Origin of the sequence: Cobetia sp. D5 (assembly GCF_035666195.1) — a bacterium.
GTDB classification, from domain to species: Bacteria; Pseudomonadota; Gammaproteobacteria; order Pseudomonadales; family Halomonadaceae; genus Cobetia; species Cobetia amphilecti.
In genome coordinates this window covers 3,644,300-3,660,740 of sequence record NZ_CP142020.1, presented here as the reverse complement: position 1 = coordinate 3,660,740, position 16,441 = coordinate 3,644,300, and the positions used below count along the sequence as shown (strand labels likewise).

The 16,441-nt window shown below is 60.5% G+C and carries 6 protein-coding genes and 3 rRNA genes; 6 read left to right on the top strand and 3 right to left on the bottom strand.

The window, feature by feature from the left end:
- Position 1 precedes the first annotated feature (1 nt).
- Complete coding sequence (locus U0O11_RS15135) at positions 2-1,003, top strand: branched-chain amino acid ABC transporter permease (RefSeq protein WP_082388929.1); 1,002 nt, start codon at positions 2-4, stop codon at positions 1,001-1,003.
- A 468-nt stretch (positions 1,004-1,471) separates the two neighbouring features.
- On the opposite strand, the gene nirD is transcribed toward U0O11_RS15135, so the two are convergent.
- Genes nirD through U0O11_RS15120 form a run of 3 tightly spaced genes read right to left on the bottom strand, consistent with a single transcriptional unit; the run spans position 1,472 to position 6,014 of the window.
- Positions 1,472-1,936: a nitrite reductase small subunit NirD gene (nirD, locus tag U0O11_RS15130; RefSeq protein ID WP_279837387.1), complete on the bottom strand. Its 465-nt coding sequence runs from the start codon at positions 1,934-1,936 to the stop codon at positions 1,472-1,474.
- Positions 1,933-4,584, bottom strand: coding sequence for a nitrite reductase large subunit NirB (gene nirB, locus U0O11_RS15125; protein WP_279837388.1), 2,652 nt, complete (start codon positions 4,582-4,584; stop codon positions 1,933-1,935). The genes nirD and nirB overlap by 4 nt, the downstream gene beginning before the upstream one ends.
- A complete protein-coding gene (locus U0O11_RS15120) occupies positions 4,581-6,014 on the bottom strand; it encodes an NAD(P)/FAD-dependent oxidoreductase (RefSeq protein ID WP_279837389.1) in 1,434 nt (477 codons plus the stop codon). Before U0O11_RS15120 ends, nirB begins: the two co-directional genes overlap by 4 nt.
- Before the next feature lie 840 nt (positions 6,015-6,854).
- Here U0O11_RS15120 and U0O11_RS15115 point away from each other — a divergent pair.
- From U0O11_RS15115 to rrf, 5 genes are all read left to right on the top strand, one after another.
- Positions 6,855-9,719 carry a molybdopterin-dependent oxidoreductase gene (locus U0O11_RS15115; protein WP_279837390.1) on the top strand — a complete coding sequence of 955 codons (2,865 nt, stop codon included), beginning with the start codon at positions 6,855-6,857 and terminating at the stop codon, positions 9,717-9,719.
- A complete protein-coding gene (gene cobA / locus U0O11_RS15110) occupies positions 9,688-10,674 on the top strand; it encodes a uroporphyrinogen-III C-methyltransferase (protein WP_324690622.1) in 987 nt (328 codons plus the stop codon). Before U0O11_RS15115 ends, cobA begins: the two co-directional genes overlap by 32 nt.
- A gap of 607 nt (positions 10,675-11,281) precedes the next feature.
- Positions 11,282-12,822, top strand: a 16S ribosomal RNA gene (locus U0O11_RS15105).
- A 243-nt stretch (positions 12,823-13,065) separates the two neighbouring features.
- Positions 13,066-15,951 (top strand): 23S ribosomal RNA (locus U0O11_RS15100).
- Positions 15,952-16,087: 136 nt separating this feature from the next.
- Positions 16,088-16,203, top strand: a 5S ribosomal RNA gene (rrf, locus tag U0O11_RS15095).
- The 16S, 23S and 5S rRNA genes sit together here, the layout of an rRNA operon.
- The last annotated feature ends 238 nt before the right edge of the window (positions 16,204-16,441 follow it).

The window sequence follows — 16,441 nt, the reverse complement described above, 5'->3', positions numbered from 1 at the left end:
CATGGCCGTACTGCAACAGGATCACCAGGCCGCGCGTGCAGGCAGCGCGCCGCGCAGAATCACCCCGCTGGGCGTGCTGTATCTCGTGCTGTTCCTGCTCGGGTTGCTGGCACCCTGGGTCGCCTATCCCGTCTTTCTGATGAAGATTCTGTGCTTTGCGCTGTTCGCCAGCGCCTTCAATCTGCTGCTCGGCTTCGTGGGGCTGCTGTCCTTCGGGCATGCCGCCTTCCTGGCCACGGGCGCCTATATCACCGGCTTCTTGCTCGCGGAATACCCGGGCCTGAGTCCGGCGCTGGGCATCGTGGCCGGTACGCTCGGCGCGGTAGTGCTGGGGACGCTGTTCGGGGCGCTGGCCATCCGACGGCAGGGCATCTACTTCGCGATGATCACGCTGGCCCTGGCCCAGATGATGTTCTTCTTCTTCATCCAGGCGCCGTTCACCCACGGGGAAGATGGCCTGCATGGCGTGCCGCGCGGTGAGCTGTTCGGCGTGTTCGATCTGGCGAACAACCACACCCTCTATTACTTCGTGTTCGCGATCTTCGTGGCGGCCTTTGCCCTGATCCGGCGCGTGGTGCATTCCCCCTTCGGTCAGGTGCTGAAGGCCATCCGCGAGAATGAACCGCGCGCCATCTCGCTGGGCTATCACACCGATGCCTACAAGCTGGTGGCCTTCGTGCTGTCGGCGGGGCTGGCAGGCCTGGCGGGAGCGACCAAGACGCTGGTGTTCCAGCTCGCCTCGCTGGGTGATGCCAGCTGGCACATGTCGGGGGAGGTGATCCTGATGACATTGCTGGGCGGCGTCGGCACGCTGCTCGGGCCACTGGTGGGCTCCGGGCTGGTCATCGGGCTGCAGCATCAGTTGGCGCAATCCGCGCTGGGGGATTGGGTCAGCGTGATTCTGGGCGCCATCTTCGTGGTCTGCGTGCTCAGCTTCCGCAGCGGCATCATCGGTGAATGTCAGCGCTGGATCGCGCGTCGTCAGCAGCGGGAAGAAAAATGAGTGGCGAGAAGCGAGATCAGCAAGAAGGAGTGAGCGGCCCATCGTGCTCTGAAGCAAAGACATCAATGACTTGCCGCTGTCTGCTGGCATAAAAAAAGTCCACCCCAAATAGGGTGGACTTAAATGCCATTGTATATCGAGGGGGATACGCCGGTCCCGGATCCTCGACTCAGCAATGAGCACGCCATGCGAGATAGCCGCCATTTGCCATCTCGCTGTATAGATTGCATGCCCGATGCCAGCTTTTTGGTATTCCCAATAAAAACAATGGCTTGAGGTATTGGTGCCTGTTTGTGGGCTGCCAGGTGGCGGTCAGATGAGTCGAGCCGTGCGCGCTGTTGGGCGATTCATGGTGCGTTGCAGCATGGTTGTGCACCAAATGCGTGCCGTTTTTCGAGCATATCCGTACGTCATCAATAACTTATGTGGCTTGCGGGTGTGGATAGCGGGTGTGGATAGCGGGTTTGGCTAGCAGGCATCGTCTGCCCGCTGGCACTGTATCTGTACCTCGCCGCCAGCCAGACGCACAGGCCACACCGTCAATGCGAGTGTGTCGTCGTCCAGGCATTGGCCATCACTGAGTCGATAGCGCTGCTTGTAGAGTGGCGAGATCACCAGTGGCTCTCCGGCGTGATCACCCAGCAGGCCACGGGCAATCACGTTGGCGCCTGACACCGGATCATGATGGTCGATGGCGAACAGCGTGAGGTCGTCGCTGTCGGCTGTGGCCGGCAGCGTGAACAGGGCGATCTGGCGGACCTGGCCGTCCGCCTCAAGCCAGGCGGCCACGCCGGAGCCCGGCACCAGGTCCTCGCGCTGGCAGAGTGTCACCCAGCGTAGCGGCGTCTGTGCCGCGGCAGAGGTGTCCTGTGTTGCAGAGGACGGGCTGGAGAGCGGATCGGTAGATGTCGTGGCGAGTGCAGGCGATGTCATGAGCGTACCTCCGTGGCCAGGTGGGTCGTTGACTGATGTTCTGCCACTGCTTCGCGGGCGCCACCGTCGCTGATGATCAGATTGCCACTGGCCAGTTCATCGCGGCTGGCGGGGCGAATCTGGTCGCGCTCGACGATATTGACCACGTCAGGGTCCGGGCGCTGGTCATTCACGTAGCTGCGGAAGCGCTTGAGTTTCTCGGGGCTCTTGAGCGCATTGGCCCATTCGCATTCGTAGCGGTCCACCACCTGCTGCATCTGCTCTTCGAGGGTCTCGCCGAGCCCCAGACTGTCCTCGAGAATCACCTCTTTCAGATAGTCGAGGCCGCCTTCGAGGCCCTCGCGCCAGACGGAGGTGCGCTGCAGGCGGTCGGCGGTGCGGATGTAGAACATCAGGAAGCGGTCGATGGTGCGGATCAGGCTCTCGTCATCCAGGTCGGTCGCGAACAGCTCGGCATGACGCGGGCGCATGCCGCCGTTGCCGCAGACATAGAGGTTCCAGCCGTTCTCGGTGGCGATCACGCCGACATCCTTGCTCTGGGCCTCGGCGCATTCACGGGTGCAGCCGGAGACGGCGAACTTGAGCTTGTGCGGGGAACGCAGGCCCTTGTAGCGGTCTTCCAGCGTCAGCGACATCGCCATGCTGTCCTGCACGCCATAGCGACACCAGGTGCTGCCGATGCAGGATTTCACCGTGCGGGTGGACTTGCCGTAGGCGTGGCCGGTCTCGAAGCCGGCGGCGATCAGCTCGCTCCAGATGTCCGGCAGTTCATGCAGCTGGGCACCGAAGAGGTCGATACGCTGACCGCCGGTGATCTTGGTATAGAGGTTGTAGCGCTTGCCGATCTCGCCGATGGCGATCAGCTTGTCCGGCGTGATCTCGCCGCCGGGGATGCGTGGCACCACGGAATAGGTGCCGTTCTTCTGCATGTTGGCCATGAAGGTGTCATTGGTGTCCTGCAGCGGAATGTGCGAGGACTCGGTGATCGGCGCGTTCCAGCACGAGGCCAGAATCGAGCCCACCGCCGGCTTGCATATCTCGCAGCCCAGGGCATCCGGATGGCGGCCGTGGCTGGCCATCAGCTCGGCGAAGGTCTCGATGCCTTCGACGCGCACCAGCGAGTAGAGCTCCTGACGCGTGTGCGCGAAGTGCTCGCACAGTGAGCGATCGACCTCGACGCCACGACTTTCCAGCTCGGCATCCACTACCTTCTTGAGCAGCGCCGCACAGCCTCCGCAGCCGGTGCTGGCCTTGGTACAGGCCTTGATGGCGCCCAGATCACTGTTGCCGGCATCGATGGCGCTGCAGACATCGCCCTTGGAGACGTTGTGGCAGGAACACAGCGTGGCACTGTCGGGCAGGGCATCCGCGCCCAGCGTGATGGCTTCGCCACTGGCATCCGGCAGGATGAGTGCCGCCGGGTCCTTGGGCGCCGCGATGCCATTGGTGACGTACTGCAGCAGGGTGTCGTAGCGCGAGTTGTCGCCGATCAGCACCGCGCCCAGCACCTGCTTGCGGTCCTGCGAGACGATCAGGCGACGATAGACGCCGTCGGCCTCGTCACAGTAGCGATAGCTGATCGCGCCCTCGGTCTTGCCGTGGGCGTCACCGATGGAACCGACATCCACGCCCAGCAGCTTGAGCTTGGTGGACATGTCGGCGCCCTGGAAGCGGAAGCTCTCCTGAGAGGCGCTTGCGGCATCGCCAGCGCTGGCGGCCAGCAGGGACGCCACGCCGCGGGCCATCTGATAGCCCGGCGCGACCAGACCGAAGATGCGCGATTGCCACAGGGCGCACTCGCCGATGGCGAAGATTTCCGGGTCTGAGGTGCGGCATTCGTCATCGATGATGATGCCGCCGCGCTCGCCGATCTCGAGGCTGGCGCTGCGTGCCAGCGCGTCCTGAGGGCGGATGCCGGCAGAGAACACGATCAGGTCGGTCTCCAGATACTCGCCATCGGAGAAGTTCATCCGCCACTGATGGTGCTCGCCGGGCACGATGTCGGTGGTGGCGCGATTGAGGTGCACCCCCACGCCCAGCGCAGTGATGTGTTGCTTGAGCGCAAGGCCGCCATCCTCATCCAGCTGCACCGGCATCAGGCGTGGCGCGAATTCGACGACATGCGCTTCCAGGCCGAGTGACTTGAGGGCGTTGGCGGCTTCCAGCCCCAGCAGGCCACCGCCGACCACCACGCCGTGTGTCTTGCCATCGGCGGCAGCGCGAATCTGATCAAGATCCTCCAGGGTGCGGTAGACCAGACGATTGCTGGCGGCGGCCTCGCTTCCCGGCTCACCAAGGCCCTGGATGGGCGGCACGAAGGGGGTCGAGCCGGTCGCCAGCACCAGGCTGTCGTAGGGGTAGCGCCCGCGCGAGGTGATGACATGGCCGCCATCGCGGTCGATGGCGGTGACACACTCGTCGAGGTGCAGGGTGACGCCCGCCTTGCGGTAGTCGTCGGCGGTGCCGAGCGCGAGAGATTCGGCATCACGCCCGGTGAAATACTCCGAGAGATGCACGCGGTCGTAGGCGATGTGGCGTTCTTCGCCGAAGACATGAATCTGGTAGTGCGCGGTGGCGCCCAGTGCGATCAGCTGCTCGACGCAGTGATGGCCAACCATGCCATTGCCGATGATGATCAGGTGTTTCATGCGGCCTCCTCGAAGGTGTCAGGGGTGTTGTCGGTCTTGTCTGTGGTGTCGCGATCACGATGCTGGTCTGTCATGTCTTGAGTGCCCGGCTTGCCGCTGGGGTCATCGGGCGCCGTCGGCGGGCCGTCCTGGGTCAGTCCTGCCAGGGCTTCTGCCGGCATCAGCAGGAGGTCTTCGCGAATCCGGGCCAGTGGCGTGCCGGCCTTGAGCGCTTCGAACAGGGCGTTGCCGGCACTGACGTCGCCGTAGAGCACCACGCCGACCAGGCGCTCCTCGCGCAGCAGCAGTCGGCGGTAGTCGCCCAGGGCGTGGTCCTGATAGACCAGCACCTCGTCATTCGGCTGGGGGGCAAGCTCGCCGCAGCTATAGAGGTCGATGCCGCTGACCTTGAGGCGCGTCGCCAGTGGCGCATTGCGATAGGGCGGAGTCGGTTGCGCGAGAAGCTGGCGGGCGAGCACTTCGATCTGCGCCCAGATGGGCTCGATCAGGCCGAAGGTCTCGCCATCCACCTCACAGCATTCGCCCAGCGCATGAATGTGCGGATCGCTCGTGAGCAGATGGCCATCGACCTGGATGGCGCGCTGACAGGCCAGCCCTGAAGCACGCGCAAGTTCGATTTCGGGGCGAATGCCGGTGGCGGCGATGGTCAGTCCGGCGTGAAGTTCGCGGCCATCCGTGAGGCGCACGCCGCTGATGCGGCCCGCCGGGGACTCGAGCCACTCTTCGAGGTGCGCGCCAGTGATGATGTCGAGGCCGCGCTCGCGAAGCTCCTGCTCCAGCAGTCCGGCCGCGACCTGATCCAGTTGACGGTTCATCAGGCGCTCGCTGCGCTGCAACAGCGTCACCTCAAGGCCACCCTTGCGCAGGCCCTCGGCGGCCTCGAGTCCGAGCAGCCCGCCGCCGATGACCAGTGCGCCGGCGCCCGCCTGCCGTCCGGCAAGACAGGCGGCCTGCATCTGCTCGACATCCTTCAGGTCGCGAAAGCCCATCAGTCCCGGCGGCCAGCCATTGGCGGACGACGCCTCTGGCAGGTGAGCGGGCAGAGGCAGGGGCAGCGCCGGCCGTGAGCCGGTCGCGATCACCAGCCGCTGATAGGGGATGCGGCCACCGCTGGCGGTCTCGACACAGCGGGCGGTGCGATCGATCTGGCTGACGGGATCGCCGCTGATCCGTGTGATGGCGTGCCGCGAGAACCAGTCGGCCTGCTGGCTGATCAGGCCTTCGGTTCGTGTCTCGCCGGCCAATAGCGGCGAGAGCTGAATGCGGTTGTAGGGGAGGTGGGGCTCCTCGCCGATCACCGTGACCGGCCAGGGAAGCTGCTGATCAGGGCTCAGCGAGACCAGCTGTTCCAGCAGCTTCTGCGCCGCCATGCCGTGGCCGATGATGACCAGTGCTGGCGTAGGCTCGCGGGTGGTAGATGACGGATGCATTCTGCCTCCTTGCGCTGACGTTCTGGACGCATAAAAAAAGCGCCTGCTTGCCGCCGTGATGATCACGACGTCAAGCAGGCGCCTTTGCCTGGAAGATGAGGGCTAAGCATTGGATAGCGAGTTGCAGCTTCAGGTGACGATGTCGCTGTCACCCGCAACTGCGGCAGGTCTGGCGGACCGTTGGCTGCTGCATGTCACTCATCGGAGTGATGCGCTGCGAGACCTGCGATTCGGGGTCGTCATTGACCCAACCTGCCGATACTCAGGCGAATTCGGTGCCGCTTCAGAGAAAGTCGCTATTTTTCATTCACTTGCAGTTGAAGAGGCTCGAGGCGCTGTCCTGCCATGGCAGAGTCGGTCGCGGTTGCGGGAGGCATCAAGGCAGGGATTGGTGCAGTCGCATGCGCTGATGCACATGGCTGGTGCGTCAGTAGTGCCTGGCGCTGGCCGTCTCGCGCTGTTCGGCTCCTGCATCGGTAGATTATGGCGGCCAAGTAATTGTTATTTATGATGATTGGTCAGGGTTGGTCTGTTAAGTGCGTCTGTCAGGTCATTGGTGTGATACCTGATTGAGGGTTCGTGACTCGGCAAGCTTCACTGTTGCGAGACTCGCGAACCGGCCAACGGCGGCTCTTCAATCATGCACGCCATGTCGACGTCTCGAAGACGAGATTGCGCACCCATCGGCATGGCGAGATCGTATTCACCATCAGTTCCATTGTCAGTCTGCAGGGCAGACCAGGACTGACAACGACAGGCAAAGGCGCCTGATGACCGCACATTACGTGGCGGGTCATCAGGCGCCTTTTTTCATGCTTACTGCACCAGGGAGTGATGTCGATGCAGGCCAGCAAGCCCCAGAGCACAAGTGAGTCTTCCTCCTGCAGCGCCTCGACGACCTGCCCGTATTGCGGTGTCGGGTGTGGCGTGTCACTTGAGCTGGAAACCCGGACGCAGGAGGGCGGTGAGCTCAAGCGCAGGATCACCGCCGTCAGCGGCGACAACGACCATCCGGCCAATTACGGGCGTCTGTGCGTCAAGGGGTCTGCGCTTGCCGAGACACTGTCATCCAGCGGCCGTCTGACGCAGCCTCAGATACGCGATGCCGCAGGCGTGCTGCGAGAGGTGAGCTGGGATACGGCGCTGGAGCTGATCGCCGCTCGCTTCGGTGAGCTGCGCAGCACCCATGGTGGGGACAGCATCGCCGCCTATCTGTCGGGGCAGCTGTTGACCGAGGACTATTACCTCGCCAACAAGCTGTTCAAGGGCTTCATCGGCACGCCGCACCTGGATACCAATTCGCGGCTGTGCATGGCCTCGGCGGTCGTGGCGCACAAGCGTGCCTTCGGAGCAGACGCCGTGCCTTGCAGCTACGAGGATCTCGAGCGTGCCGAGCTGGTGGTGCTGGTCGGCAGCAATCTGGCCTGGAATCACCCGGTGCTGTTCCAGCGCCTCAAGCAGGCGCGTATCGACAATCCCTTGCTGCGTATCGTGGTGATCGACCCGCGTCTGACCGACAGCTGCGAGATCGCGGACCTGTATCTGGGCATTCGCCCCGGCAGCGATGCGCGCCTCTTCAATGGCTTGCTGGCCTATATGGCCGAGCGCGGACGCACAGATCGCCTCTATCTGGAGGCTCACACCCAGGGTTTCGATGCGGCGCTCAAGCAGGCGAAGCGTGACGACTGCTCGCTTTCCGCGATTGCGCGGGATTGCGATATCGATGTGGAGCGTCTCGAGACCTTCTATTACTGGTTCGCCACCCAGTTGCACGTGGTCACGCTGTTCTCCCAGGGCGTGAATCAATCGACCAGTGGCACCGACAAGGGCAATGCGATCATCAATTGCCATCTGGCGGGCGGCAAGATCGGGCTGCCGGGGGCGGGGCCGTTCTCCATCACCGGGCAGCCCAATGCGATGGGCGGTCGCGAAGTCGGTGGCCTGGCGAACCAGCTGGCGGCACATATGGATTACGACACGCCGGGCGCGCGGGCGCTGGTCAGCGAGTTCTGGAAGGCACCGAACCTGCCCGAGGGGCCTGGTCACAAGGCGGTCGAGCTGTTCGCGGCGCTGGGGCGTGGCGAGATCAAGGCGCTGTGGGTCATGGCGACCAACCCGGCGGTGAGCCTGCCGGATAGCGCACGAGTGCGTGCGGCGCTGGCGGCCTGCCCGCTGGTGATCGTCTCCGAGTGCATGGCCGACAGTGACACCCTGGCGTACGCCGATGTGGTGCTGCCGGCCAGCAGCTGGAGCGAGAAGGATGGCACCGTCACCAACTCCGAGCGCTGCATCTCGCGCCAGCGTGGCCTGCTCACTCCGCCGGGTGAGGCGCGTCATGACTGGTGGCAGCTGGCGGAGGTCGGCAAGCGCATGGGCTATCAGGAGGCTTTCGACTACTCGGGGCCCCACGCGATCTTTCGTGAGCACGCCCGCCTCTCGGGGTTTCGCAATTCTGCGCCGCGTCTCAAGGCCGGTCGCAAGCCATCGGCGACCTCCTCGGTCAAGCGGCTGTTCAACATCGCGCCGCTGGCGGAGCTGGATCGCGCGGGTTACGACGCGCTCAAGCCGATCCAGTGGCCGGTACGCCGTGGGGAAAAGGGCGAGCTGATCGGCACGCCGCGCCTGTTCGAGGATGCCACCTTCAATACCCCCAATGGGCGCGCACGCCTGGTGCCCGTGGTACCGCAATTGCCGCAACAGGCGCTGAGCGATGCGGCGCCGCTGCGCCTCAATACCGGGCGTATCCGTGATCAGTGGCACACCATGACGCGCACCGCGCGCAGTGCTCGCCTGATGAATCATCGTGCCGAGCCTTTCGTGGAGCTTCATCCGCAGGATGCGGCGGCTCGCGATTTGCAGGATGGCGGTCTCGCGCAGCTCAAGGGGCGTGATGAGCAGGGCGGGCTGCGTGGAGATTATCGGGCTCGCGTCCGCATCAGCAGTGGTCAGCGTCGCGGTGAGGTGTTCATTCCGATGCACTGGAGCGACCACTTCGCGAGTCATGCCCGAGCCGGTGCGCTGCTGGCGGGGCTCGTCGATCCCTTCTCCGGTCAGCCGGAATCCAAGCATGGCGCGGTCGAGGTCGCTCCATTGCCATGCGAGTGGCAAGCCACCTTGTTGATCGCCCCCTCCATCCTGGCCGGGCGTGAGGATCTGGCAGATGCCGTGGCCCAGCTCGATGGACGCTACTGGGCGCGTATTCCGCAATCGGCATTGGTGCGCTACCAGCTGGCAGGTCAGGGGCAGCCGGATTGGCAGCATTGGTGCGAAAGCCATCTGGGTGTCCCGGCGGGGCTCTGGGCACAGGACGCCGCCCAAGGGGGCATCAGCGCAGCGGGCTTTCGTGATGGACGCCTTGTCTGGTGGCTGAAGGTGATGCCGGGTGACGCACACCTCGATCGCCAACCCAATATCGCCTGGCTGGGCGAATGCTTCGCATCAGAGCAGCTCTCCGCGCATGAGCGGCGCAGCCTGCTGGCCGGCCGTCTCTCCGGGCAGGCGGATGTCGGGGCGATGGTCTGCGCCTGTCATCAGGTCGGCGAGCTGACCATTCGCCAGGCCATCCAGTCCGGTGACGGTTCCGTGGAAGCCCTGGGCGCGCGACTGGCCTGCGGCACTCGCTGCGGTTCCTGCCTGCCTGAACTCAAACGTCTTGTGGAAGAGGAGCGATCCGATGAGCGGACTGATTCGTTGGAAATGGCGTGACCTGATGTCGCTATCCAGCAGTGCAGAGTCTCTCGGGATTCTCATGGCACGGCTGACCGACGGCCTGATGTCGCGGCGCGAGTGGCGTGGCGAGAATCGGCAGGCGCCAACGCGCAGCGATGCCAACGGGATTTCTCCCGCCTGGGAGGCGTTTCTTCCAGGGCAGGTCGCGCTGGTGGGCGCGGGGCCGGGGGATCCGGACCTGATGACGCTCAAGGCTTGGCGAATGCTGAATGCCGCGGATGCGGTGGTCTATGACCGCCTGGTCGGCGATGAGATTCTCGCTCAGCTACCGGTGCACTGTGAGCGCTACTACGTCGGCAAGGCCTGCGGCAATCATAGTGTGCCGCAGGATGAGATCGGCGCGCTGATGGTGCGCCTGGCAGGTGAGGGCATGCGAGTCGTGCGCCTCAAGGGCGGTGACCCTGGTGTCTTCGGCCGCATGGGGGAAGAGCTCGCGGCCCTCGATGATGCGGCCATCACGCGTCATATCGTGCCGGGCATCACCGCGGCTTCCGGTGCGGCCGCTGCCCTGGGGATGCCATTGACGGACAGGGCGCATGCACAGCGTCTGCGTTTCGTGACCGCTCAGCTCTGCAGCAAGAGTGAGCAGCCTGAATGGCAGCAGCTGGCGCGTCGCGATGAAACGCTTCTCTTCTATATGGGGCTCAATCGTCTCGAGGTGATCTGTGATGAGTTGCAGCGTCATGGACTGCCGGCGGACTGGCCGATGATGCTGGTCGCCAATGCCAGCCTTCCCGAGCAGCAGACTCTGCACGGCTCGCTCGGCAATATGGTGAGTCGTCTGGCCGAGCATCCATTGCCGACACCGTGCCTAATCATCGTGGGCAGTGTCTGCCAGATGGCGGCGGGGCGAGAGAGTGCGCTGGCCGATACCGTCGCGCATGCAGCGGCTCACATGTCTTGCAGGGAAGTTTTCGAAGAAGCGTGTTGAGAGGGGGGGGAAGGTGCGCTTGATGGGGTGGCGCTGGAAGCGCTGATAGAAAAGTGGCTGTATATAGGGCGCTCCATGTGATGCCCTTCGAGATGTCGTCCTGATGGCGCTAGAGAAACGCATGGGCCCGCTTTGCACTGTTTTGGACATTACTGCCAAAAAGCCCTTGCCCTCACGGCGGTTCGTGCGTAAAGTACGCATCCGCTGCCGGGGACGCATGGCGTTGCCAGCGGTGGAAGAGGTTTGCAGGTGATTGTTTTGCTTGATGTTTTTGAAGTCCGCTTCGACATCATCGATTGACAATCCCGGGCGATTCGCTAGAATATGCCGCACTCCTTACGGAACAGGTGATCGAGCAACGCTCCTCACCGCTTGATGATGCTTAGAGGCAGTCGACTGACTCATCATCAAGTGCTTGACTTCTCAAGCGTTACGGGTAGAATATGCCTCCTCGCTTAAAAGCGACGCTCTTTAAAAATTTGATCAGGTAATTCGTGTGAGCGCTTGCCGATGAGTGGTGACAAGGTCACCAAATATCGGAGCAAGCCTCTCACGAGAAGTTTGACTCTGAACCAAGTTTGGTCTGCTTAACAGACTATCAAGCTTTCAACTGAAGAGTTTGATCATGGCTCAGATTGAACGCTGGCGGCAGGCTTAACACATGCAAGTCGAGCGGAAACGATCCTAGCTTGCTAGGAGGCGTCGAGCGGCGGACGGGTGAGTAATGCATGGGAATCTGCCCGATAGTGGGGGACAACCTGGGGAAACTCAGGCTAATACCGCATACGTCCTACGGGAGAAAGCAGGGGATCTTCGGACCTTGCGCTATCGGATGAGCCCATGTCGGATTAGCTTGTTGGTGAGGTAATGGCTCACCAAGGCGACGATCCGTAGCTGGTCTGAGAGGATGATCAGCCACACTGGGACTGAGACACGGCCCAGACTCCTACGGGAGGCAGCAGTGGGGAATATTGGACAATGGGCGAAAGCCTGATCCAGCCATGCCGCGTGTGTGAAGAAGGCCTTCGGGTTGTAAAGCACTTTCAGCGAGGAAGAACGCCTTGGGATTAATACTCCCGAGGAAAGACATCACTCGCAGAAGAAGCACCGGCTAACTCCGTGCCAGCAGCCGCGGTAATACGGAGGGTGCAAGCGTTAATCGGAATTACTGGGCGTAAAGCGCGCGTAGGTGGCTAAGTCAGCCAGGTGTGAAAGCCCCGGGCTCAACCTGGGAACGGCATCTGGAACTGCTTGGCTAGAGTGCAGGAGAGGAAGGTAGAATTCCCGGTGTAGCGGTGAAATGCGTAGAGATCGGGAGGAATACCAGTGGCGAAGGCGGCCTTCTGGACTGACACTGACACTGAGGTGCGAAAGCGTGGGTAGCAAACAGGATTAGATACCCTGGTAGTCCACGCCGTAAACGATGTCAACTAGCCGTTGGGTCCCTTGAGGACTTAGTGGCGCAGCTAACGCAATAAGTTGACCGCCTGGGGAGTACGGCCGCAAGGTTAAAACTCAAATGAATTGACGGGGGCCCGCACAAGCGGTGGAGCATGTGGTTTAATTCGATGCAACGCGAAGAACCTTACCTACCCTTGACATCCAGAGGACTTTCCAGAGATGGATTGGTGCCTTCGGGAACTCTGAGACAGGTGCTGCATGGCTGTCGTCAGCTCGTGTTGTGAAATGTTGGGTTAAGTCCCGTAACGAGCGCAACCCCTATCCTTATTTGCCAGCGAGTAATGTCGGGAACTCTAAGGAGACTGCCGGTGACAAACCGGAGGAAGGTGGGGACGACGTCAAGTCATCATGGCCCTTACGGGTAGGGCTACACACGTGCTACAATGGCAAGTACAAAGGGTTGCAATACTGCGAAGTGGAGCCAATCCCATAAAGCTTGCCTCAGTCCGGATTGGAGTCTGCAACTCGACTCCATGAAGTCGGAATCGCTAGTAATCGTGGATCAGAATGCCACGGTGAATACGTTCCCGGGCCTTGTACACACCGCCCGTCACACCATGGGAGTGGACTGCACCAGAAGTGGTTAGCCTAACCTTCGGGAGGGCGATCACCACGGTGTGGTTCATGACTGGGGTGAAGTCGTAACAAGGTAGCCCTAGGGGAACCTGGGGCTGGATCACCTCCTTATCGACACTGTCTACTGCTCGCGGCAAGTGCTCACAACGAATTACCTGATCTTATTGCTGGCTTAGCCGGCAGTGGCAAGCGTGCTCATCAGAGCGCGCTTCTCACTGTTCTCTGAACAGCCGCTCTTTAACAATGTGAATCATGCTGACGATAGATGTGTGCGCCAAGCGCATGTCTATCAAAACGATATGTCGGAGAGGTCCGACAGATTCGTAATCCTTGACAGACCCCTTGGGGTTATATGGTCAAGCGATTAAGCGCATACGGTGGATGCCTTGGCAGCCAGAGGCGATGAAGGACGTGATAGCCTGCGATAAGCGTTGGCGAGGTGGCAAATACCCTGCGACCCAACGATTTCCGAATGGGGAAACCCACTCACCATCAGGTGAGTATCTATAGGCCAATACATAACCTATAGAGGCAAACCCGGGGAACTGAAACATCTAAGTACCCGGAGGAAAAGAAATCAACCGAGATTCCCCAAGTAGCGGCGAGCGAACGGGGACCAGCCCTTAAGCGTGACAACTGACAGACGAACAAGCTGGGAAGCTTGACGATACAGGGTGATAGTCCCGTAGTCGAAGTCTGAGTCACGTGAAATCGAGTAGGTCGGGGCACGAGAAACCTTGACTGAACATGGGGGGACCATCCTCCAAGGCTAAATACTCCTGGCTGACCGATAGTGAACCAGTACCGTGAGGGAAAGGCGAAAAGAACCCCGGCGAGGGGAGTGAAATAGATCCTGAAACCGTATGCGTACAAGCAGTGGGAGCACCTTCGTGGTGTGACCGCGTACCTTTTGTATAATGGGTCAGCGACTTATATTCTGTGGCGAGCTTAACCGTATAGGGGAGGCGTAGGGAAACCGAGTCTTAACTGGGCGACCAGTCGCAGGGTATAGACCCGAAACCGGGCGATCTATCCATGGCCAGGGTGAAGATTGAGTAACATCAATTGGAGGCCCGAACCCAAGTATGTTGAAAAATGCTGGGATGAGCTGTGGATCGGAGTGAAAGGCTAATCAAGCCCGGAGATAGCTGGTTCTCCTCGAAAGCTATTTAGGTAGCGCCTCACGTATCACCGCTGGGGGTAGAGCACTGTTTCGGCTAGGGGGTCATCCCGACTTACCAACCCGAGGCAAACTCCGAATACCAGTGAGTGCAGCGTGGGAGACACACAGCGGGTGCTAACGTCCGTTGTGAAAAGGGAAACAACCCAGACCGTCAGCTAAGGTCCCAAAATCCTGATTAAGTGGGAAACGATGTGGGAAGGCTCAGACAGCTAGGAGGTTGGCTTAGAAGCAGCCATCCTTTAAAGAAAGCGTAATAGCTCACTAGTCGAGTCGGCCTGCGCGGAAGATATAACGGGGCTAAATCAGGTACCGAAGCTACGGGTTCATCCTCTGGATGAGCGGTAGAGGAGCGTCGTGTAAGCCAATGAAGGTGGATTGAGAAGTCTGCTGGAGGTATCACGAGTGCGAATGCTGACATGAGTAACGATAAGGGGAGTGAAAAACTCCCCCGCCGGAAGACCAAGGTTTTCTGTTCTACGTTAATCGGAGCAGAGTGAGTCGGCCCCTAAGGCGAGGCGGAAACGCGTAGTCGATGGGAAACGGGTTAATATTCCCGTACCGGATGTGGTTGCGATGGGGGGACGAAGAAGGCTAGGTGAGCCAGGCGTTGGTTGTCCTGGTGAAAGCATGTAGGCCGAGGAATCAGGCAAATCCGGTTCCTCTGAGGTCGAGATGCGAGACGAACTGACCACGGTCAGGAAGTCATCGATGCCACGCTTCCAGGAAAAGCCTCTAAGCTTCAGATCACATGCGACCGTACCCCAAACCGACACAGGTGGTCAGGTAGAGAATACCAAGGCGCTTGAGAGAACTCGGGTGAAGGAACTAGGCAAAATGGCACCGTAACTTCGGGAGAAGGTGCACCGGTTCGAGTGAAGGACTTGCTCCGTAAGCTCTTACCGGTCGAAGATACCAGGTGGCTGCAACTGTTTATTAAAAACACAGCACTCTGCAAACGCGCAAGCGGACGTATAGGGTGTGACGCCTGCCCGGTGCCGGAAGGTTAATTGATGGGGTTAGCTCACGCGAAGCTCTTGATCGAAGCCCCGGTAAACGGCGGCCGTAACTATAACGGTCCTAAGGTAGCGAAATTCCTTGTCGGGTAAGTTCCGACCTGCACGAATGGCGTAATGATGGCCACGCTGTCTCCACCCGAGACTCAGTGAAATTGAAATCGCAGTGAAGATGCTGTGTACCCGCGGCTAGACGGAAAGACCCCGTGAACCTTTACTATAGCTTTACACTGGATGCTGATGTTGTCTGTGTAGGATAGCTGGGAGGCTTTGAAACCACGTCGCCAGATGCGGTGGAGCCAACCTTGAAATACCAGCCTGACATCATTGGCGTTCTAACTCAGGTCCGTTATCCGGATCGAGGACAGTGTATGGTGGGTAGTTTGACTGGGGCGGTCTCCTCCTAAAGAGTAACGGAGGAGCACGAAGGTACCCTCAGCACGGTTGGAAATCGTGCATTGAGTGCAAGAGCATAAGGGTGCTTGACTGCGAGACAGACACGTCGAGCAGGTACGAAAGTAGGTTCTAGTGATCCGGTGGTTCTGTATGGAAGGGCCATCGCTCAACGGATAAAAGGTACTCCGGGGATAACAGGCTGATACCGCCCAAGAGTTCACATCGACGGCGGTGTTTGGCACCTCGATGTCGGCTCATCACATCCTGGGGCTGAAGTCGGTCCCAAGGGTATGGCTGTTCGCCATTTAAAGTGGTACGCGAGCTGGGTTTAGAACGTCGTGAGACAGTTCGGTCCCTATCTGCCGTGGGCGTCGGAAGTTTGAGAAGAGCTGCTCCTAGTACGAGAGGACCGGAGTGGACGAACCTCTGGTGTTCGGGTTGTCATGCCAATGGCATTGCCCGGTAGCTACGTTCGGACGGGATAACCGCTGAAAGCATCTAAGCGGGAAGCCCCCTTCAAGATGAGACTTCCCTGAGGCCTTGCGCCTCCTGAAGGGCCCTTGAAGACTACAAGGTTGATAGGCTGGGTGTGGAAGCACAGCAATGTGTTGAGCTAACCAGTACTAATTGCCCGTGAGGCTTGACCATATAACACCCAAGGGGTTTGCGCAGGCAAACGCCGGGATTGCGACAGGATCGAGACATATCGGTCAGCATGATTCATATTGCGAGTCGCGAGGCCAAAAGCCTCGGGACTCAGGCATCGCAAGATGCCACCGTTTCGCCTGACGACCATAGCGAGCGTGAACCACCCGATCCCATGCCGAACTCGGAAGTGAAACCGCTTAGCGCCGATGGTAGTGTGGAGTTTCTCCATGTGAGAGTAGGTCATCGTCAGGCACTTATCCCGAACCGCCCCTGTAGCCTTGCTGCAGGGGCGGTTCTCTTTGTGCGCAGAAAAAATTGGCGCAAAAAAGCCTCGTGCAAGCAAATTGTGCCGAGAATTGCTGATGAAAGCTGCTAGATCATTGGTGTGATAGGTAAGCGACCGGTGATCCCATCTACCGCAGAGTCCTGAACTCCGTCACGTTAGATGTCCACCTATCAATAAGTGGACACTTATCATGACGGAATCAAG

Excerpts from the sequence above, each read along its gene's own strand:
- U0O11_RS15135 (WP_082388929.1), top strand. The coding sequence starts at position 2 with ATGGCCGTACTGCAACAGGATCACCAGGCCGCGCGTGCAGGCAGCGCG.
- cobA (WP_324690622.1), top strand. The coding sequence starts at position 9,688 with ATGAGCGGACTGATTCGTTGGAAATGGCGTGACCTGATGTCGCTATCC.
- U0O11_RS15120 (WP_279837389.1), bottom strand. The coding sequence starts at position 6,014 with ATGCATCCGTCATCTACCACCCGCGAGCCTACGCCAGCACTGGTCATC.
- nirB (WP_279837388.1), bottom strand. The coding sequence starts at position 4,584 with ATGAAACACCTGATCATCATCGGCAATGGCATGGTTGGCCATCACTGC.
- nirD (WP_279837387.1), bottom strand. The coding sequence starts at position 1,936 with ATGACATCGCCTGCACTCGCCACGACATCTACCGATCCGCTCTCCAGC.
- U0O11_RS15115 (WP_279837390.1), top strand. The coding sequence starts at position 6,855 with ATGCAGGCCAGCAAGCCCCAGAGCACAAGTGAGTCTTCCTCCTGCAGC.